The 19,042-nt window shown below is 69.4% G+C and carries 20 protein-coding genes; 9 read left to right on the top strand and 11 right to left on the bottom strand.

Features of this window, described 5'->3' with window-relative positions; translation table 11 throughout:
* From tolR to ybgC, 3 genes are read right to left on the bottom strand one after another with little or no spacing between them, the layout of a single operon-like run.
* The gene (gene tolR / locus DVW87_RS13465; protein WP_114688342.1) at positions 1–438 is read right to left on the bottom strand and encodes a protein TolR; all 438 of its coding nucleotides are present in this window, start codon (positions 436–438) and stop codon (positions 1–3) included.
* A 4-nt stretch (positions 439–442) separates the two neighbouring features.
* Complete coding sequence (tolQ, locus tag DVW87_RS13470; protein ID WP_114688343.1) at positions 443–1,141, bottom strand: protein TolQ; 699 nt, start codon at positions 1,139–1,141, stop codon at positions 443–445.
* Positions 1,138–1,620, bottom strand: a complete 483-nt coding sequence (gene ybgC / locus DVW87_RS13475; RefSeq protein ID WP_114688344.1) for a tol-pal system-associated acyl-CoA thioesterase — start codon at positions 1,618–1,620, stop codon at positions 1,138–1,140. The genes tolQ and ybgC overlap by 4 nt, the downstream gene beginning before the upstream one ends.
* Before the next feature lie 98 nt (positions 1,621–1,718).
* Here ybgC and DVW87_RS13480 point away from each other — a divergent pair, with 98 nt between their 5' ends.
* Together DVW87_RS13480 and DVW87_RS13485 are read left to right on the top strand one after the other, a co-directional pair.
* Complete coding sequence (locus DVW87_RS13480) at positions 1,719–2,147, top strand: hypothetical protein (protein WP_114688345.1); 429 nt, start codon at positions 1,719–1,721, stop codon at positions 2,145–2,147.
* A complete protein-coding gene (locus DVW87_RS13485) occupies positions 2,144–2,347 on the top strand; it encodes a helix-turn-helix transcriptional regulator (RefSeq protein ID WP_114688346.1) in 204 nt (67 codons plus the stop codon). Before DVW87_RS13480 ends, DVW87_RS13485 begins: the two co-directional genes overlap by 4 nt.
* On the opposite strand, the gene DVW87_RS13490 is transcribed toward DVW87_RS13485, so the two are convergent.
* The 4 genes from DVW87_RS13490 to DVW87_RS13505 all read right to left on the bottom strand — a co-directional run bounded on the left by DVW87_RS13490 (position 2,348) and on the right by DVW87_RS13505 (position 6,220).
* The gene (locus DVW87_RS13490) at positions 2,348–2,977 is read right to left on the bottom strand and encodes a hypothetical protein (protein WP_147276272.1); all 630 of its coding nucleotides are present in this window, start codon (positions 2,975–2,977) and stop codon (positions 2,348–2,350) included. It abuts the gene before it with no gap.
* Between the two features lie 245 nt (positions 2,978–3,222).
* A complete protein-coding gene (locus DVW87_RS13495; RefSeq protein WP_239017912.1) occupies positions 3,223–4,251 on the bottom strand; it encodes an NAD(P)H-dependent flavin oxidoreductase in 1,029 nt (342 codons plus the stop codon).
* 104 nt (positions 4,252–4,355) lie between these two features.
* Positions 4,356–4,979 carry a class I SAM-dependent methyltransferase gene (locus DVW87_RS13500; RefSeq protein WP_114688746.1) on the bottom strand — a complete coding sequence of 208 codons (624 nt, stop codon included), beginning with the start codon at positions 4,977–4,979 and terminating at the stop codon, positions 4,356–4,358.
* Between the two features lie 23 nt (positions 4,980–5,002).
* Positions 5,003–6,220, bottom strand: coding sequence for a BtaA family protein (locus DVW87_RS13505; protein WP_114688348.1), 1,218 nt, complete (start codon positions 6,218–6,220; stop codon positions 5,003–5,005).
* 178 nt (positions 6,221–6,398) lie between these two features.
* Here DVW87_RS13505 and rpiB point away from each other — a divergent pair, with 178 nt between their 5' ends.
* From rpiB to uxuA, 6 genes are all read left to right on the top strand, one after another.
* Positions 6,399–6,848 carry a ribose 5-phosphate isomerase B gene (gene rpiB / locus DVW87_RS13510; protein WP_114688349.1) on the top strand — a complete coding sequence of 150 codons (450 nt, stop codon included), beginning with the start codon at positions 6,399–6,401 and terminating at the stop codon, positions 6,846–6,848.
* Complete coding sequence (glyA, locus tag DVW87_RS13515) at positions 6,845–8,155, top strand: serine hydroxymethyltransferase (RefSeq protein ID WP_114688350.1); 1,311 nt, start codon at positions 6,845–6,847, stop codon at positions 8,153–8,155. The genes rpiB and glyA overlap by 4 nt, the downstream gene beginning before the upstream one ends.
* Before the next feature lie 8 nt (positions 8,156–8,163).
* Positions 8,164–8,340, top strand: coding sequence for a hypothetical protein (locus DVW87_RS18130; RefSeq protein ID WP_181814844.1), 177 nt, complete (start codon positions 8,164–8,166; stop codon positions 8,338–8,340).
* A gap of 8 nt (positions 8,341–8,348) precedes the next feature.
* The gene (gene nrdR, locus DVW87_RS13520; RefSeq protein ID WP_114688351.1) at positions 8,349–8,810 is read left to right on the top strand and encodes a transcriptional regulator NrdR; all 462 of its coding nucleotides are present in this window, start codon (positions 8,349–8,351) and stop codon (positions 8,808–8,810) included.
* Between the two features lie 150 nt (positions 8,811–8,960).
* Positions 8,961–10,100, top strand: coding sequence for a TrmH family RNA methyltransferase (locus DVW87_RS13525; RefSeq protein ID WP_114688352.1), 1,140 nt, complete (start codon positions 8,961–8,963; stop codon positions 10,098–10,100).
* Positions 10,097–11,284: a mannonate dehydratase gene (gene uxuA, locus DVW87_RS13530; RefSeq protein WP_239017913.1), complete on the top strand. Its 1,188-nt coding sequence runs from the start codon at positions 10,097–10,099 to the stop codon at positions 11,282–11,284. Before DVW87_RS13525 ends, uxuA begins: the two co-directional genes overlap by 4 nt.
* A 1-nt stretch (position 11,285) precedes the next feature.
* Here the strand turns inward: uxuA and DVW87_RS18560 are convergent, their stop codons facing one another.
* The 4 genes from DVW87_RS18560 to DVW87_RS13550 form a co-directional block, all read right to left on the bottom strand.
* Entirely contained in the window at positions 11,286–13,118 is a 1,833-nt protein-coding gene (locus tag DVW87_RS18560; protein WP_114688353.1) for a methyl-accepting chemotaxis protein, read from the bottom strand.
* Between the two features lie 72 nt (positions 13,119–13,190).
* The gene (locus DVW87_RS13540; protein WP_114688354.1) at positions 13,191–13,733 is read right to left on the bottom strand and encodes a SixA phosphatase family protein; all 543 of its coding nucleotides are present in this window, start codon (positions 13,731–13,733) and stop codon (positions 13,191–13,193) included.
* A gap of 18 nt (positions 13,734–13,751) precedes the next feature.
* On the bottom strand, positions 13,752–16,463 hold the full coding sequence (locus tag DVW87_RS13545; RefSeq protein WP_181814845.1) for an ATP-dependent DNA helicase: 2,712 nt from the start codon (positions 16,461–16,463) through the stop codon (positions 13,752–13,754).
* Positions 16,464–16,509: 46 nt separating this feature from the next.
* The gene (locus DVW87_RS13550; protein ID WP_114688355.1) at positions 16,510–17,403 is read right to left on the bottom strand and encodes a bestrophin family protein; all 894 of its coding nucleotides are present in this window, start codon (positions 17,401–17,403) and stop codon (positions 16,510–16,512) included.
* Between the two features lie 69 nt (positions 17,404–17,472).
* On the opposite strand from DVW87_RS13550, the gene DVW87_RS13555 reads away from it, so the two are divergent.
* A complete protein-coding gene (locus tag DVW87_RS13555; RefSeq protein ID WP_114688356.1) occupies positions 17,473–19,041 on the top strand; it encodes a lysine--tRNA ligase in 1,569 nt (522 codons plus the stop codon).
* Position 19,042: the final 1 nt, after the last annotated feature.

Here is a 19,042-nt window from a genome sequence, read left to right on the forward strand (position 1 = left end):
TCAGCGACCGCCCTCGTCACCATTGGTGACCAGCGCGATCCGGTTCAGCCCGGCGCGGTTGAGTTCGCCCATCACCTTGGCGACGCGGCCATAGCCGAGCTCGCGATCGGCCCGCAGGAAGATCTGCGGTGGCTGGTCCGCCGGTGCCCTGGCAGCGATTGCCGCCAAAGCGTCAGGCAGTGCGTCCTCGCTGATCTCGTCCTTGTCGAGGAAGATGCGGCCGCCGGAATCCAGGCTGATCTGGATCGGCTCTTTGTCCTGGTCCAGGCTCTTGGCGCGGCTGTCCGGCAGGTTCACCGGCACGCCGGCGGTGAGCAAAGGTGCCGTCACCATGAAGATGATGAGCAGCACCAGCATCACGTCCACCAGCGGCGTGACGTTGATCTCCGCCATCGGCGCACGGCGCCCGCGGCGGGAAGAGGGGAGGTGCATCGCCATGGGCTCAGCGGCGCCCTTCCAGCTCGAGCTGGCGCGACAGGGTGGAGTGGAAGCCGTCGGCGAAGCGGTTCAGCCGCGCCTCGATCCGGTTGATCGAATGGCTCAGGCGATTGTACGCGATCACCGCCGGGATGGCGGCGAACAGACCGATCGCGGTGGCGAACAGCGCCTCGGCGATGCCCGGGGCGACCACGGCCAGCGACGTGTTCTGCTGCTGCGCGATGCCGGTGAAGCTGCGCATGATGCCCCACACGGTGCCGAACAGGCCGACGAACGGCGCCACCGAGCCGACCGTCGCCAACACGTTCAGCTTGTCCGACAGCTTGTCCACCTCCGCTGCCGCGGCGGCAGCCATGGCGGTCGCCAGGCGCTCGCGCGTGCCGTCGCGATCGACATTGCCGCCCGCGGTGGAGCGGCGCCATTCGGTGACGCCGGCGGCGAACACGCGCGCGATCGGCAGGTCGCTCTCGCCATGCACCTTGTAGAAGGCGTCGATATCGTCCGCCTTCCAGAAATCGCGCTCGAACTTCTCGACGGATTTGCGGATGCGGCCGAACTTCAGCCACGAGCCGATGATGATCGCCCAGGTCCAAATGCTGGCGAGCAGCAGCCCGGCCATCACGATCTTCACGACGATGTCGGCCTGCAGGAACAAGGCGATCGGCGACAAGGACACGGCGTCGGTGTTGAGAACGGGGGTCATTGGCCTTCGGTTACTCCCTGGTGGTCCGGCGCGCGGGCGAGCCCGTGATAGATGTCGAGCCAGGCGGCAGGTTGCCGGCGCGGCCGCCCGGAGGGGCTGACGAGCGCGGCGGTGACCTCGGCTTCGACGAGAACTTCCGCACCGCGCCTGACTGTCTGCTGAATATCGACCGACGCCGCGCGAACCTCGATCAACTCGGACACGACCAGCAGCGCATCGTCCAGCCGCGCCGGACGCCTGAACCGCAAGGCCATCGCGCTGACCGCATAGGCGCCTTCGCCCGCGTCGTGGAACGCCCGCTGGTCGATGCCGGCCAGCCGCAGCATGTCCGACCGGGCGCGCTCCATGTAGCGCAGATAGTTGGCATGGTAGACGACGCCGGAAAGATCGGTGTCCTCGAAATAGATACGGATCGGAAAACGGTGCTCGCGGCCAACGAAACGGCCTGTCGCAGGGCTGTCGGACGCGCGGCTCTCCATGACGGCCTGTTAACCCAACCGGACTCGCGAAGAAACCCGCTTGCATCGACTGTAACCCATAGGTTACCTGTCACCTACAGGTTACAGGAGGCGAGTCGATGATGGCGTCGGGCGGATCGGTGATCGACAAGGCGGAGAGGGTGTCGCGACGGCGGGCGGCGATCTTCTATCTGCTTGCCGGCGTGCTGGTGCTGAGCGTGCTGACGGCGGGGGAGGTGGGCGAGCGACCGCTCCGGCTGCTTCCGTGGCTGTGCATGGTGGCGCTGGGGGCGACCAACCTCTGGACGGTGGGCGTGGTCCGCTCGCCGCGGCTGAAGGCGCTGCTCAACGACGAGAGCACACGGGCGCATCGCTCCGCGGCGATGTCGGCCGGCTTCGTGGCCGCGCTGGCATCGGGCGCCTGCGTGACGGTCGTCGCCGCCCTGACGCCGCTCAGCGCGGTGCTGGCGGGCAAGGTGGTGATAACTGCCTCCCTGGCGGCGGCGCTCGGCTGCTTCGCGACGCTGGAGCTGCGGGCGAGCCGGTGAGCGAGGAACTGCACAACGCGCTGAAGGAGGCGCGCGAGGCGCTTGGCCTGACGCAGGGCGCGCTGGCGGAGCGGGTGGGGGTGAGCCGCAAGACCATCAACACGGTGGAGAACGGCGTGTTCGTCCCCTCCACCGTGCTCGCCCTGAAGCTGGCGGCGGCGCTTGGCCGCCCCGTGGAGGCGCTGTTCCGCCTCGCCTGACTATTCGGCCAGCACCACCCTCGGATCGAGCACAACGCGCTGGAACGCGATCACCTGCCGCGTGGACCAGGCCTGATAGCGGTCGAAATAGGTCGCGAACGGGCGATCCAGGGTGGCCAGCATGGCCGGAGCCGCCGCCTCATAGCCGGCATCCGGCACTGAACCCAGCTGGCCGAGCACCTGGTTTGCCGCGTCGCAGAAACCGGCCCGCGCGGGGAGCTGCGAATAGAAGTTGTAGAGCTGCGTCATGCCGGCATCGAAGCCGGGCTCCTTGGAGGCAGCCTTGTGAACGCGCGCCAGCAGCGCCTTTCGGCTCTTCAGCAGCCCGTTATAGCCCGCCACGATAGGTGCGGCCTGCTCGCCGGTGCAGGTGAGCGCGGCAACGTTGAGCGCGGCGCGCAGGTGCCAGCCGGCGGCAACGGGCGAGAGGCCGTCGCTCGGCGTGGGCCAGCCGCCATCGGCGCGGCGCGTCGGCAGCTTCAGGCCGGGCGTGGCATAGGCAGGCAAGGGCGCGAAGGCATTGTCCATCACCGGTGCGGAGGCCGGCGGCGGTGCGACGGCGACCTTGGACTCGCGGTGCGCGCAGGCGGCGAGGGGCAGGGCAAGGCAGACAGCGGCGAACAGTCGCATGGCAACACTCCAGCACCCCCCGGCAGGAGCGGTATGCGCCGACGATGGTTAAGATCGGGTAAGTGCCACGATCAGCGGAGCGCTTCTCGCCGGGGGCGTTCCCACGAATTCGGCGATCTCCGTAGCGCCTTTCGGCCGAGAGTCGGCGGTGCATTGCGCAGCGCGCCGCGTGGCGGGCGCTCCGCCCCAGTGCGGCGCGATCGTAGAGGGCGAGGACCGATAGTCCGCGCCCCGCCCGGCGCGGTTCAGGCCGCCCGCTTCGCCAGCGCGCCCGCGGCCTCGTCCATCAGCTGCGCGATGATGGCGGCGACCGGCTCCTCCCGCGACACCATGCCCACCGACTGGCCCGCCATCACCGAGCCATGCTCCACATCGCCCTCGATCACCGCGCGGCGCAGCGCGCCGGCCCAGTAATGCTCGATCTGCAACTGTGCCTCGGCCATCGCCACGCGGCCCTCGTCCAGATGCGCGGCGACTTCACGCTGCTTGGCGGTGAACAGCTCGCCGCCGGCATTCTTGAGCGCGCGGACGGGGATCACCGGCAAGCGCGGGTCGATCTGCACGCTGGCGACCGCGTCACGGGCGTTGGCGCGCAGGAACGCCCGCTTGAAATTCGGGTGCGCAATCGATTCGGTGGCGCAGACGAAGCGGGTGCCGAGCTGCACGCCGGCTGCTCCCATTTCGAGGTAGCCCGCAATTGCCTCGCCCCGGCCAATGCCGCCGGCGACGAACACCGGCACCTGCTCGGCGATCTCCGGCAGCATCTCCTGCGCGAGGACGGAGGTGGAGACCGGGCCGATATGGCCGCCGGCCTCCATTCCCTCGATCACCAGTGCATCCACGCCCGAGCGGATCAGCTTCTTCGCCAGCGCCAGCGCGGGCGCAAAGCAGATCAGCTTGGCGCCGTTCGCCTTGATCGCGTCGAGCGAGCCGGCGGGGGGCAGCCCGCCCGCCAGCACCACATGGCCGACACCGTGGCGGCCGCACACGGCGATCAGCTCCATCAGCTGCGGATGCATGGTGATGAGGTTCACGCCGAACGGCTTGCTCGTCAGCGCCTTGGTCGCGGCGATTTCGGCGTCCAGCAGCTCCGGCGACATCGCGCCGCAGGCGATCACGCCGAACCCGCCGGCGTTGGAAATGGCGGAAACCAGATTGCGCTCCGACACCCAGGACATGGCGCCGCACAGGATCGCGACCTCCGTGCCGAGAAAAGTCGCGCCGCGCGACATCAGGTTGCGAAGGCGGCTGGCGCCGGCATGTGTCTCGTTCATGTCGGACGCATGCCGTCGCCGGCGCCGAGCGACAAGTCCTTGCGCCGCCGCGAGGGCGAGGGGTCACTTGGGTGTTGCACAAAGGACCCAGCTATGGCGGGGCGTCACCCGCGGGCGAGGTTCGCCCGCCAGGCATAGCCGCGATAGCGCGGCACCGTGCGCGCGATCGGCAGGCCGGGAGAGCGCAGGCCCTCCACCACCTCGAACAGCTGCGCGCGCGGGCTGACGTGGAAATGCCGCAGCCAGGCGAACAGCAGGGCGCGCCACCAGCGCGGCAGATGTTCCTGCTGCCCGAAATCGACCAGCTCCAGCCGGCCGCCCGGCGCCAGCTTGTCCGCCGCCTCGACCAGCGCGCCGCGCCAGTCGGGGATCATCGACAATGTGTAGCTGAGGAACACCCGATCGAACCGCGCCACGCCGAACAGCGGCTTCGGATCGAAATGGGTGGCGTCGCCCGCGGCCACCGTGATCCGGCCGGTGAGCCCTGCACGGGCGATGTTGGTGCGCGCCGTCTCCAGCATGGCTTCGGAGATGTCGATGCCGAAGAACCGCGCTTCGGGCCAGGCGCGTGCCGCCGCGATCAGGTTGCGTCCGGTGCCGCAGCCGATCTCCAGCACCGTGCCGCCGCGGGGTGGCACCAGTGCGTCGATCAGCTCGTCGCGGGCGAGCAGGTAATATTTGCGCGTCCAGTCATAGACGTGCCGCTGGCCGCGATAGATCGCGTCCATGCGCGCGGCATGGGTGAGGTCGCTCACTTCAGCAGGTAGAGGTGAACGCCGCCGTAGATGGACGAGCGGTCGCGCGCGGTGAACTCGCGGGATTCGGGCGCGGCGTAATGCCAGCGGTTCAGCGTGGCGGCGGGCACGCGGCCGGGCAGGATGCTGGGCACGCCCGCGGTACGGAACAGCACGCGCGCGCCCTTCCGGGCCGTGCGGGTGATCTCCGCCCACAGTCCCGCGAGCTGCGCATCGGTCATCCAGTCCTGCGCATCGAGCAGGACATAGCGGTCGAGCGACCCGTCCGGCTGCGACGCCAGATAGTCGGTGAAGTTGGTGTGGCGCACCTCCACCCGGTCTGCGCGGGAGACCACCGCATCGTAATTGGCCGGTTGCAGATAGGGCGGCAGCGGCGCGTTCGGCCCCGCGCCATAGCCGCGGCCGAACGCCTGCCAGGCGAAGTAATTGTCCTTGAGGTCGAAGCCGCAGGCGAGCTTCTCCAGCCGCGCCTTCAGCACGGCGGCCATCTTCTCGTCGCCCGCGAGCTTCTCATACTGAGCGGGCGGAATGCCCAGGCCGAACAGGGCGGCGGGCTGGTCGGTCAGCCAGCGCACGAAGCCGCGCTCGAACACCGGCGCATAGTCGCGATCGAAGATCTCGCGCTGCTCCTCGATGGAGCGGGCCGAGAGGATCGCCTGCGGGTTGACGCCATGCACCCGCGCGATGGCATGCGCCGCGCCGATGAACAGGCCGAGCAGGCCGCGCTTGTAGAGGCCATGGGCGAAGCTGCCGATCCGGCGGCGGCCGATCAGGTCGCGGCCTTCCCAGTAGCGGCGGGTTTCCTCGTCGAGCTGCGGGCGGACATGGGCGCGGTAGGCGGCGATGTTCTCGCGGCTGTTGGCGTCGCCGAAGAAGCGGCGAAAGGACGCATAGTCCGGCAGCGACTGCGCGGCGGCCAGCTTCAGCTTGTTGAGCGCGATGTGCGCGGTGTTGAGGTCCACCGCGGTGATCGCGCGCGGATTGGCGGTGAGATAGGACAGGACGTTGCACCCGCCGGACGCGATCGCCACCACATGGCAATCGCCCGTGATCGCCAGCGCCTCCATGTCGACCGCCGGATCCTCCCAGATCTGCGCATAGACGAGTCCGCGAAAGGCAAAGGTGAAAGCGCGTTCGAGCACGCCCTGTTTCGACAGGTGCTCGTGCTGATGCACGGCGTCCCGCACCGCGCCGTTGATCGGCTGCCTGCTCATCTCGGGTCCTGTCCTTGAAAGAGTCGCAGTGCCTTACGGGCCGGCGGTGACGGTCGCATGACCGGGCCGCGACGAAGCCGTGACGATCGCGCGTCAGCCATGTTTCGGGTGGCAATTTCGCGACGGAGCGCGTAGAGGCGCGCCATCCTTTCATCGCCACAGGAACAGCGCCCCGCGCATGCGCATCGCCATTGCTTCCGATCACGCCGCCTTTGACCTGAAGGCGCGGCTTGTGGAGACGCTGCAAAGCTGGGGCCACGAGGTGCTGGACCTCGGTCCCGCCGACGATGGCCGGGTGGACTATCCGGATTTCGGCTACAAGCTGGCGGAAGCGGTCGGCGACGGCCGGGCGGAGCGCGGCGTCGCCCTGTGCGGATCGGGGATCGGCATCTCCATCGCGGTGAACCGGCATCCCGCCTGCCGCTGCGCGCTGGTCAGCGACCCCTATGCCGCCGCGCTGGCCCGCGAGCATAACGACGCCAACGTGCTGGCCATGGGTGCCCGTCTGATCGGGCCGGACATGGCCGCCGCCTGCCTTCAGACCTTTCTCGTCGCCGAGTTCGCCGGCGGCCGCCACGCCGGGAGAGTGGACAAGCTCTCCGCCCCTTCGTTGGAGAAATCCGCATGAGCACCCATCCCCAGAGCGCCAGCGACACGCAGCCCGACGGCTTCTTCACCCGCACCCTCGCCGAGGCCGATCCGGCGGTGTTCGCCGGCATCGCGCACGAGCTGAAGCGCGAACAGACGCAGATCGAGCTGATCGCCAGCGAGAACATCGTCTCCAGGGCGGTGCTGGAGGCGCAGGGCTCCGTGTTCACCAACAAATATGCCGAGGGGTATCCTGGCAAGCGCTACTACCAGGGTTGCGCCCCGTCCGACGAGGTCGAGACGCTCGCGATCGATCGCGCGAAGGAACTGTTCGGCTGCGGTTTCGCCAACGTGCAGCCGCATTCGGGCGCGCAGGCCAACGGCGCGGTGATGCTGGCGCTGGTCAAGCCCGGCGAGACGATCCTGGGCATGAGCCTCGACGCCGGTGGCCACCTGACCCACGGCGCGCGCGCGGCGATGTCGGGCAAGTGGTTCAACGCGGTGCAATATGGCGTCACGCCCGATACGCACCTGATCGACTATGACGAGGTCGAGCGGCTCGCCGTCGAGCACCGCCCGCGCCTCATCATCGCCGGCGGCTCGGCCTATCCGCGCGTCATCGACTTCGCCCGCTTCCGCGCCATCGCCGACAAGGTAGACGCCTATTTCATGGTCGACATGGCGCACTTCGCCGGCATCGTCGCCGCCGGGCTCCACCCCTCGCCGCTGCCGCACGCGCATGTCGTCACCACCACCACGCACAAGACGCTGCGCGGCCCGCGCGGCGGCATGGTGCTGACCAATGACGAGGCGGTCGCCAAGAAGATCAACTCGGCGGTGTTCCCGGGGCTTCAGGGCGGCCCGTTGATGCACGTCGTCGCCGCCAAGGCGGTGGCGTTCGGCGAGGCGCTGCGTCCCGACTATAAGGGCTACATCGCGGCGGTGGTGGAGAACGCCAAGGTGCTCGCCGCCACGCTGAAGGAGCGCGGCGCCAACATCATCTCGGGCGGCACCGACACGCATCTGGCGCTGATCGATCTCACCCCGCTCGGCATCACCGGCCGCGACGCGGACGAGGCGCTGGAACGCGCGGGCATCACCTGCAACAAGAACGGCATCCCCAACGATCCGCTGCCGCCGGTGAAGACCAGCGGCATCCGCGTCGGCACGCCGGCGGGCACCACCCGCGGCTTCGGCCCGGCCGAGTTCCGCGAGATCGGCAACATGGTCGCCGACGTGCTCGACGGCCTGGCGAAGAACGGCGAGGCGGGCGACGCGCAGATCGAGGCCGATGTGCGGGAACGTGTGGCGGCCTTGTGCGCTAGGTTCCCGATCTACAACGATTGAGGGTTCGCATGAGCAAGATCGAGGAAATCCAGTCCACCATCAAGTCCGACCCGAAGCTCGGCCGGCGGATGGCCAAGTACAGCGCGATCGGCGCGGTGGTCGCGATCCCGATCCCGGTGGTCGGGCCGGTGTTCGGTGCACTGGCCGGCGCCGCGATCGCCTATGCGCGGCGCAACAACAGCTAAGGACGCGAATGCGCTGCCCGTTCTGCGGCCATGAAGACAGCCAGGTAAAGGATAGCCGCCCGTCGGAAGACGGCGCGGCGATCCGCCGCCGCCGCCAGTGCGAAGGCTGCGCGGCGCGCTTCACCACGTTCGAGCGCATCCAGCTGCGCGAGCTGACCGTGCTCAAGAGCGAGGGCCGGCGGGAGCCGTTCGAGCGCGAGAAGCTCATGCGGTCCATCGCCATCGCCACGCGCAAGCGGCAGATCGATCCGGTCCGCATCGAAAAGCTGGTCAGCGGCATTCAGCGCCAGCTGGAAACCGGCGGTGAGGGCGAAGTCGCCTCGCACCGGATCGGCGAGATGGTGATGGAGGGGCTGAAGGGCCTCGATTCCGTCGCCTATATCCGCTTCGCCAGCGTCTACCGCGACTTTTCGGAGGCCCGCGACTTCGAGGAGTTCGCCGGGCATGTGAGCGAGGTGGCGAAGGGGTAGGTGGCGCTGCCCGCCCCTCTCGATACGCTGTCTCGACAAGCTCGACAGCTACTCGAGGCGAACGGATCTGACCACGGCACTCTCCTCTACGTTCGTCTCGAGTAGCCTTCGAGCTTGTCGAGAAGGCATATCGAGAGATAGGCCGCATCCATGAGCTTCTGGACCTACATCCTGCGCTGCGCCGACGGTAAGTACTATACCGGGCACACGGACAATCTGGAGCGGCGCGTCGCCCAACATCAGATCGGCGAGGTGCCGGGCTGGACCAGCATGCGCCGGCCGGTGGAATTGATGTGGTCGCAGGACTTCCCCTCTCGCGAAGAGGCACTCGCCGCCGAGCAGCAGGTCGGCAACTGGTCTCGCGCCAAGAAGGAGGCGCTGATCGCCGGCGACTGGGACGCCCTTCAGCGGCTGGCGAAGAAATCCTTCGATACGGGGCTTCGCTCCGCTCAGCCCCAACTCAGGACGAACGGGGAAGAGGACGAGCGAGGTTCTTTCGCCGTTGCTGTTCAGGAGGGGTCGAGCGCCAGCGAAGAGCCGTCTCGAAGCACCTGCACCGGCGCCCCGCCCCCCGTCATCGTTCTCGTCCGCCCGCAGCTGGGCGAGAATATCGGCAAGGCGGCGCGCGCCATGCTGAATTTCGGGCTTACCGAGATGCGGCTCGTGTCCCCGCGCGACGGATGGCCGAATCCGGCCGCTGGCCCCGCCGCCAGCGGGGCGGACGTGGTGCTGGCGGACGCGCAGGTGTTCGACAGCGTTGCCGAGGCGGTGCACGATTGCCCGCACGTCTTTGCCACCACCGTGCGCAAGCGGGGCGTCACCAAGCCGGTCGTCACGCCCGAGGCCGCGGCGATCGAGGTCCATCGCGGGCCGGGCCGCTCGGCGATCCTGTTCGGGCCGGAGCGTTCGGGGCTGGAAACCGACGACGTGGCGCTCGCCCGCGCGATCCTGACGGTGCCGATCAACCCCGAGTTCGGCAGCCTCAACCTGGCCCAGGCGGTGATCCTCGTCGCGTACGAATGGTCCAAGCATGTCGGCCTCGTCTCGCCCACCGAAACCGAGCTGCCGCTGCCGGCGCCGCAGGAGGAGCTGGAGGGCATGATCGGGCAGCTGGAGACCATGCTGGAAGACGCCAACTACTTCTTCCCGCCCGCCCGCGTGCCGGCGACCAGGCGCACGCTGCGGACGTTGCTGACAAAGCCCGGCTGGTCGAGCATGGAGGTGCGCACGATGCGCGGCGTCCTTTCGGCGCTGGCGGGGGCGAAGCAGCGGCGGGGGCAGCCGGAGTGACCGACACGATCTACACGACCCACACGATGCGCTGGTTCGGCCCGAACGATCCGGTGCCGCTCGCGCATATCCGCCAGGCCGGGGCGACCGGGATCGTCACCGCGTTGCACCAGGTGCCCAACGGCGCCGTATGGACGCGCGAGCTGATCGCGCAGCGCCGCGCGACGATCGAGGGCGCGGGGCTCGAATGGCGGGTGGTGGAAAGCCTGCCGGTGCACGAAGGCATCAAGACGCGGGGCGGCGACTGGGACGCGCTGATCCACGCCTATGTGGAAAGCCTGGAGAACCTCGCCGCCGAGGGCATCCGCACCGTCACCTACAATTTCATGCCGCTGCTCGACTGGACGCGCACCGATCTCGGCTGGGAACTGCCCGATGGCGCCCGCGCACTTCGCTTCGAGCTGGAGGCGGTGGCCGCCTACGACATCCACATCCTCCAGCGGCCGGACGCGGAGCGGGACTATGCGCCGGAAATGGTCGCTGCCGCCGCCGCCCGGTTCGAAGCGATGACCGCCGGGGAGCGTCACGCGCTGGAGCGGACGATCATCGCCGGCCTGCCGGGCAGCGAGGAAAGCTTCACCTCCGCCGAGTTCCTGCGGGCGATCCACACCTATGACGGGATCGATGCCGAGCAGCTGCGCGCGAACCACCATGCGTTCCTGCAGGCGGTGTGCCCGGTCGCCGACCGGCTGGGCCTGCAGCTGGTCGTCCACCCCGACGACCCGCCGTTCCCGATCTTCGGCCTGCCCCGTGTGGTCAGCACGGAAGCGGACGTGGCGGCGCTGGTCGCGGCGGTGCCGGCGGCCTCCAACGGGCTGTGCTTCTGCACCGGCTCGTTCGGGGCGCGGGCGGACAACGACCTGCCGGGCATGGTCGAGCGCTGGGGCGAGCGGATCGGCTTCCTGCACCTGCGTTCCGTGCAGCGCGAGCCGAACGGCGCCTTTCACGAGGCCGCGCATCTGGAGGGCGATGCGGACATGCCGGCGGTACTCGCCGCGGTGCACCGCCTGCAGCAGCGCGAAGGCCGCTCGATCCCGCTGCGGCCCGACCACGGGCACCAGATGGCCGACGATCTCGAACGGCGCACCAATCCGGGTTATTCGCTGATCGGCCGCCTGCGGGGGCTCGCCGAACTCCGCGGGCTGGAGCGCGGGATCGCCGCCGGTGCGGCGGTGGCCCGATAGGCTAGGCGACGAGCGCCAGTCCGCCCTCGCGGCGCGAATCGATCATCGCCGTGGCGCGATCGGTCGCGGCCCGGGTGTCGGCCGCCAGTTTCTTCACCTCGCCGGCAACCACCGCAAAGCCGCGGCCGGCGTCCCCGGCGCGCGCCGCCTCGATCGTGGCATTGAGCGCCAGGAGGTTGGTCTGGGCGGCAATGCCGGCGATGGTGCCGACAATGGTGTCGAGTTCACCCACCGTTTCCTGAAGCGCCAGCTTGCGCCGCTCCAGGATGTCGTGAAGCCGCTCGCTCTCTTCCAGCCGCTGCTGCGCTTCCTGCTCCAGCCGCACCTGGCGGGTCACGTCGCTGGCGATCTTCACGATCTTGCGCGGCTTTCCCTCCGGATCGAGGATCGGGTTGTAGGTGGCCTGGATCCAGATCTCGCGGCCGTTGCGCCCGACGCGGCGATAGCGTCCCGCATCGAACTCGCCCCGGCCGAGCCGTTGCCAGAAGGCCGCATAGTCGGGAGAGCGCGCATGTTCCGCATCGCACAGGACGCGGTGCGACTGGCCGACCAGCTCGTGCCGGTCGTAACCGAACGTCGCCTGGAAGTTCTCGTTCACTTCCAGGATGGTGCCGTTCAGGTCGAACTCCGCCACCGCCTGGCTGCGGTCCACCGCGCGATTGCGGCTGCCATTTTCCGCGTCGCGTTCCTGCGACCGGGTGATGTCGGTGGCGAGCTTCACGATGCGCAGTGGCCTGCCCTCCGGATCGAGGATCGGATTGTAGGTGGCCTGCAGCCACACGTCGCTGCCGTCCTTCGCCACGCGGCGGAACACACCCGCCTCGAACGCGCCGCCGCCGAGGCGACGCCAGAAGTCCGCATAGGCGGCACTTTCCGCATGTTCGGGATCGCAGAACAGGCGATGGTGGCGGCCGACCACCTCCGCCAGGGTGTAGCCCGTTGCGGTAAGGAAGTTCTCGTTGGCATGCAGGATCGTGCCGTCCAGCGCGAACTCGATCACCGCCTGGCTGCGGTTGATCGCATTCGATCGCGCCTCGAAATCCGCATGGCGCAACCGCGCCTCGGTGATGTCGGTCGCGATCTTGACGATGCGCACGGGACGGCCATCCGCATCGAAGACCGGATTGTACGTCGCCTGCAACCACACGTCGCGCCCATCGCGGGTGCGCCGCTTGTAGACGCCCGCGTCATAATCGCCGGCGCCGAGCTTGGCCCAGAACCGGTGATAGGCGGCGCTGGCGGCATCCTCCCCCGTGCAGAAGATGCGGTGATGGTGCCCGACGATCTCGCCCCGGTCGTAACCCAGGATGGTGAGGAAATTGTCGTTGGCGCCCAGGATCGTGCCGTCCAGGCCGAACTCGGCCACGGCCTGGCTGCGGTCCAGCGCCGTCAGCCGCGCCGCATCGATCGCGGTTTTCGCCACCTCCGCGCCGATGTCCGCCGCGAGCAGCAGGATGCGGCTGCACCGGCCATCGTCGTCCAGCACCGGGCTGTACGTTTCCCCCAGCCACAGGAGGTGCCCGCCGCGCGTGCGGTAGCGACGATGCCCGACATGGATGGCGCCATCCGCCAGCCGCGCCCATAAGCCGGCCTGATCCGACGCTCCCGCCTCCGCCCGGTCCAGCAGCGAGTCGTGGGTTACGCCGGCAAGCTCGCCGGGCGCGAAGCCGAGGGCGGCGTGGAAGCGTTCGTTCGCCCAGCGGAGGGTACCGTCAGGCGCGAACTCCGCCAACAGGTGCGAACGCTCCACTGCGGCCCAGGCACGCAGCAATTCCCTGTCCGACGTTCGGTCGGCAGCTTCCGGCGAGCGGTCGATGGCGGCTATCCTCTGCATTTCCCGTAAAGGTACTAGGCAGGTCTGGTTAACATCTTTGTGCTTGATCCAGAGCAGGATCGACGCGCGGCCTCAGGCGAGATCGGGACCGAGGCTGGGATCGAGATCGCGCGGGCGGATGAAGCGCGCGAGGCGGGCGGTGCCCCGCGCCACCTGGCCCCAGCTGTCGAGATCGAACACCAGTTCGGCGACCGAGGCGGTCGGGAACTTCTCCTCTACATCCTCGCGCAGGCGATCGTCGCTGCGATCGGGAACGAGGTGCAGCACCAGATCCTCGAGCCCGGGATTGTGCCCGGCCAGCAGCACGCTGGACGCGCTGTCGGGCAGGTCGCCGACCAGGTCGAGCAGCGTGGCGGCGGAGGCGAGATAGATGCGGCGGTCCCATTCCGGCGCCAGCGTGCGGCCATAGCCCGCGGCGACTTCCTCCAGCGTTTCGGCAACACGGATCGCCGGGGAGGCGACCACATGATCGAACTCCAGTCCCAGCCCGCGCATCCGCTGACCCACCGCCTGGCCTGCCCGCCGGCCCTTGGCGTTGAGCGGACGGTCATAGTCGCGCAGGCCCTGCTCGCCCGAACCGGACTTGGCGTGGCGGAGCAGGGTGAGCGTCTTCATGGCGCGGTTTGGTCCCGATCAGGCGTCCTGCGCCGCCTCCTGCACGTTTTGTCCGACAGAGGGAAGGGCGGCCACGCGCGCCACCGCCTCGTCCAGGGTCAGCCGGCGCACCGGCGTGCCGGCGGGGAACGCCTCCAGCAGGCGCGAGGGCATGGCGGCGGAGAGCAGCACGAACGCGCCGCGATCGTCGGCGCGGCGGATCAGCCGGCCGAACGCCTGGGCGAGCTTGGCGCGGACCAGCCGGTCGTCATAGGCGCTGCCGCCGCCTTCCAGCCGGCGCGCGGCATGGAGCACGGTCGGCTTGGGCCAGGGCACGCCCTCCATCACCACCAGCCGCAAGCTGCGGCCGGGCACGTCCACCCCGTCGCGCAGCGCGTCGGTGCCCAGCAGCGAGGCGGCGGCATCGTCGCGGAAGATGTCCACCAGCGTGCCGGTGTCGATCGGATCGACATGCTGCGCGAGCAGCGGCAGCCCTTCGCGCGCCAGCCGGTCGGCGATGCGGCCGTGCACGGCGCGCAGCCGGCGGATGGCGGTGAACAGGCCCAGCGTGCCGCCGCCCGCCGCCACGATCAGCCGCGCATAGGCGTTGGCGAGCGCACCCAGGTCGCCGCGCTTCACGTCGGTGACGATCATCACCTCGGCCTGTGCGGCGTAATCGAACGGGCTCGCCGCCTCGATCCGGGTGGCGGGGCGCAGCAGGTGGCGCGCGCCGGAACGGGCCTCGGCCACCTCCCAATCCCCTCCACCGCGCAAGGTCGCCGAGGTGACGAGCGCGCCATGGGCGGGCTTGAGCACCGTCTCGGCAAAGGGCTTGGAGGGATCGAGCCAGTGCCGGTGCAGGCCGATATCGTATTCGCGACCCTCCACCCGGTCCACCGCCAGCCAGTCGACGAATTCGGGCGTCGCCGGCCCGCCAATGCGCGACAGCAGCGAAAGCCATGCCGCGACCGTCTCGGCGCGCCAGCCGATCGAGGCGACGGCGCCCTCGATGCGCGCGCGGGCAGGCGCGTCCATCCAGTCGGGTGACTCGCTCAGCACCGCCTCCAGCCGCCGTCCGAGCCCCACCAGTGGGCGGACGAGCGCATCCAGCGCTTCGGCGGCCGGCCCCGCGGCCTCGATCAGCTCGGGTGTCGGCTCGGCGAGTTCGGTTTCGAGGCCATAGCCGGCGTCTGCCTCCTTGCCGGTTTCGGCGCGCGCATAGGCAAGCCCGCGCACCGCCGCGAGCAGCGTTTCGATCGGGCCGAACGGCGCGCCTTCGCCCAGCCGCTGCAGCCAGCCGTCGCTGGCGAGGCCGCGCGCCGCCTCCACCGCGTCCGCGATCGCCCGCCCGCCCAGCTCGTCATAGCTGGCCACGTCCGTCAGCCGCGCCGCCAGACCGCGCCGCCGCCCGCGCCCGCCGGCTTCGGGGCCGAGCAGCCAGCGGCGCAGCTCGATCGTTTCCTGCCCGGTCAGCGCGACGGAGAACATCGCGTCGGCGGCGTCGAACAGGTGATGCCCCTCGTCGAACACGTAGCGCTGCGGACGGGTGGTCGTTTCGCGCCCGCGCGCGGCGTTGACCATCACCAGCGCGTGATTGGCGATCACGATGTCCGCCTCCGCCGAGGCGCGGGCGGCGCGCTCGATGAAGCACTTCCGGTAATGCGGGCAGCCGGCATACACGCATTCGCCGCGTCGATCGGTCAGCGCGGTGGAGCCGTTGCGCCGGAACAGGGTGGGCAGCCAGCCGGGCAGGTCGCCGCCCACCATGTCGCCGTCCGCGGTATAGGCCGCCCAGCGTGCGACCAGTTGCGCCAGCACCGCCGCACGTCCGCCGAAGCCGCCTTGCAGCGCGTCCTCCAGGTTCAGCAGGCAGACATAGTTCTCGCGGCCCTTGCGGGTGACCACGCGCGCCTTGCGCGTCGCCGCGTCTGGGAACAGCCGCGCCGTCTCCGCGGACAGCTGGCGTTGCAGCGCCTTGGTGAAGGTGGAGACCCACACCGCGCCGCCCGCCTGCTCCGCCCAGAGCGACGCCGGGGCGAGATAGCCCAGCGTCTTGCCGATGCCGGTGCCCGCTTCCGCCAGCACGAGGTTGGGCGTGTCGCGCGCCACGCGCGGGGCAAAGGCGCCCAGCGCGCCCTCGGCAAAGGCGCGCTGGCCGGCGCGCTGTTCGGCGTCCCGCCCGGTCAGCCGCGCCAGCCTGTCGGCCGTTTCCGCGGCATCGATCGTCACCGTGCGCGGCGCGGCGCGCGGCGCGGTTTCCTCCCATTCCGGCAGTTTCGCGAACAGCCAGCGCTCGTTCTCCTTCGGCGCGGCGATGCGGTCGGCCAGCAGCGGCGTCCATGCCCAACGCAACCGGCCGAGGCTGCGCAGGCTCGTCCAGGCGCCCTCTCGCTCCGGCCAGTCGCCCGCCGGCACTTCCAGCAGCCGCTCGGTCGCGGTGCGGAGAAAGGCGGCGACATCCTCATCCCGCTCCGGCGCGGCCAGGCCGGCGACGCGCGCGAGCCCCTTGGGCGTCGGCACCGCGAAGCGGGCGGGGTGGAGAAAGGCGAACAGCTCCAGCAGGTCGAGCCCGGACAGGTCGGCATAGCCCAGCCGCTGCCCGGCGAGCGGCGCGTTCAGCAGCAGCACCGGCGTTTCCGCGGCCACGCGGATCGCCTCGCCCCGGCTTACCGCCTGCGTGCCGTCCTCGCTGGCGATCCAGATGCCGCCATGGCTGGCATGAAGGGCAGGGTAAGGAAGCACCTGCCCCATCTAGCGGCTTGTCCCTCCGAACGGAAGGGGAACGCTGCCGTTCAGATCACCACAGCACGCCCTTGACCGGCTGCACCGGCGCCGGTGCCTCGTCGCCGATGCCTTGCAGCAGGTCGATCTCGATCGTCCGGCACATGGCGGTCAGGGGCACGTCGTGCACGGTGTTCGCGAAGGGATCGACCAGATCGTCGCCGATCTTGTGCGCGGCGAGGAACATCAGCCCGGCGATGGTGGAGCCGATCGGCGTCGCCACCCCCAACGTCTCGACCAGCCCGATCGGCAGCAGCACGCAGAACACGCGCGTGAACAGCATCGGGAAGAAGCGGTATTGCATCGGCAGCGGCGTGTTCTTGATCCGCTCCATCCCGCCCTGCGCATTGGCGATGTCGACCAGCACGCGCTCGAACTGGGTCTGCTGGATGGTGTCGATACGCCCCTCCCGCTGGGCAAGCGCGATGCGCTGGCCGGTGCCGTCGAGCAGCGCATTGGCGACGTTGACCCGCGCCAGGGGCTCGGCCGCTTCTTCCTCCGACAGGAAGCGCAGCACCTCGTCCCGCGTCGGCTGGCGGCGAAGCTGGCAGCGCAGCGCATTCACATAGGCGAGGTGCCGCAGCACGATGGAGCGCTTGAGATCGCGCGTCTGCCCCTCGTCGCGCGGGCCGAGAAAGGTCACGGCTTCGCGCGCAAGGCTGCGCGAGGCGTTGATCATCGCGCCCCACAGCGTGCGGCTTTCCCACCAGCGCTGATAGGCGGAGGTCGACCGCGCGGTGAGGAACAGCGCCAGCACGGTGCCGAAGATCGTCAGCGGCAGCGAGGGCGCGGTGAACGGCAGGTAGAAATAGGTGACGGTGACGATCACGTCCCACACGAACAGGGCAACGAGAGGCCGCCATACCTCGCGCAGGATCTGGCCGACACCGGGGGTATCATTGAGTATCATGGGTGCTCCGACAAATGCTGCAACGCGGAAAGGTTCCCTGTCGGCGCCGCTCGCGCTAGAGCCTCCGGGATGTCCGACACCGATCTTCACACAGCCGCAATGGAATCCAAGGCCTGGCCGTTCGAGGAAGCGCGCAAGCTCCTCAAGCGCTATCCGGCAGGGAAACCGGACGCGCCGGTGCTGTTCGAAACCGGCTACGGCCCGTCGGGCCTGCCGCATATCGGCACGTTCAACGAAGTGCTGCGCACCACCATGGTGCGCCATGCCTATGAAACGCTGACCGGCGCCGCCACCCGCCTCGTCGCGTTCAGCGACGACATGGACGGCCTCCGCAAGGTGCCGGACAACGTGCCGAACGGCGACATGCTGCGCGAGCATCTCGGCAAGCCGCTGACCCGCATCCCCGATCCGTTCGGCACCCACGAAAGCTTTGCCGCGCACAACAACGCGCTGCTGCGGCAATTCCTCGACCGCTACGGCTTCGAGTACGAGTTCGTCTCGGCGAGCGACTATTATAACGGCGGCAGGTTCGACGCGGCGCTCGCCAACGTGCTGCGCCGCTTCAACGAGGTCATGGCGATCATGCTGCCGACGCTGCGCGCCGAGCGGCAGGCGACCTATTCGCCGGTGCTGCCGGTCAGCCCGAAGAGCGGCATCGTGCTCCAGGTGCCCGTGGAGGTGCTCGATGCGGAAACCGGCACCATCGCGTTCGAGGACGAGGGCGAGCGCATCGAGCAGACGGTGTTCGGCGGCCGGGCCAAGCTGCAGTGGAAGGTCGACTGGGCGATGCGCTGGGTCGCGCTGGGCGTCGATTACGAGATGGCGGGCAAGGACCTGATCGATTCGGTGGTGCAGTCCGGCAAGATCGCCCGCGCGCTGGGCGGCCGCCCGCCGGAAGGCTTCAACTACGAAATGTTCCTGGACGAGCGCGGCGAGAAGATCTCCAAGTCCAAGGGCAACGGCCTCTCCATCGAGCAATGGCTGACCTATGGGCCGGAAGAGAGCCTGGCCTTCTACATCTATCGCGAGCCGAAAAAGGCCAAGTCGCTGCACCTGGGCCTGATCCCGCGCGCGATCGACGACTACTGGAAGGCGGTGGCGGATTATTCCGGCCAGACGCTGCCGCAGCGGCTCGCCAACCCGGTGCACCATGTTCACAACGGCGCGGTGCCGGCGGAGGTGCCGCCGGTGTCCTTCTCGCTGCTGCTCAACCTGGTCGGCGTGCTGGGCGCGGAGGCGAGCGAGGAGCAGGTGCGCGGCTATCTCGCGCGCTACCTGCCCGATGCGGCCGATCATCCGGCGCTGGCGGATCTGGTGCGCTTCGCCATCGCTTTCACCCGCGACGTGGCCGACAAGCCGGTGCGCCGCGCACCCGATGCCGCGGAAGCCGGGGCGCTGCGCGACCTCGATGCGCAACTCGCCGCGCAATCCGCGGGCGTGAGCGCCGAGGACCTGCAGAACATCGTCTACGAGATCGGCAAGGCGCGCTTCGGCAAGGAGGCGCTGCGCAGCTGGTTCAAGACGCTGTACGAGACGTTGCTCGGCTCCGAACAGGGGCCGCGCATGGGCAGCTTCATCGCGCTCTACGGGGTGGAGAACACGCGGCGGCTGATCGCGGAGGCGCTGGCGCGGGCCTGAC

The organism is Sphingomonas aracearum (assembly GCF_003345355.1).
In the GTDB taxonomy this organism is placed as follows: domain Bacteria; phylum Pseudomonadota; class Alphaproteobacteria; order Sphingomonadales; family Sphingomonadaceae; genus Sphingomonas; species Sphingomonas aracearum.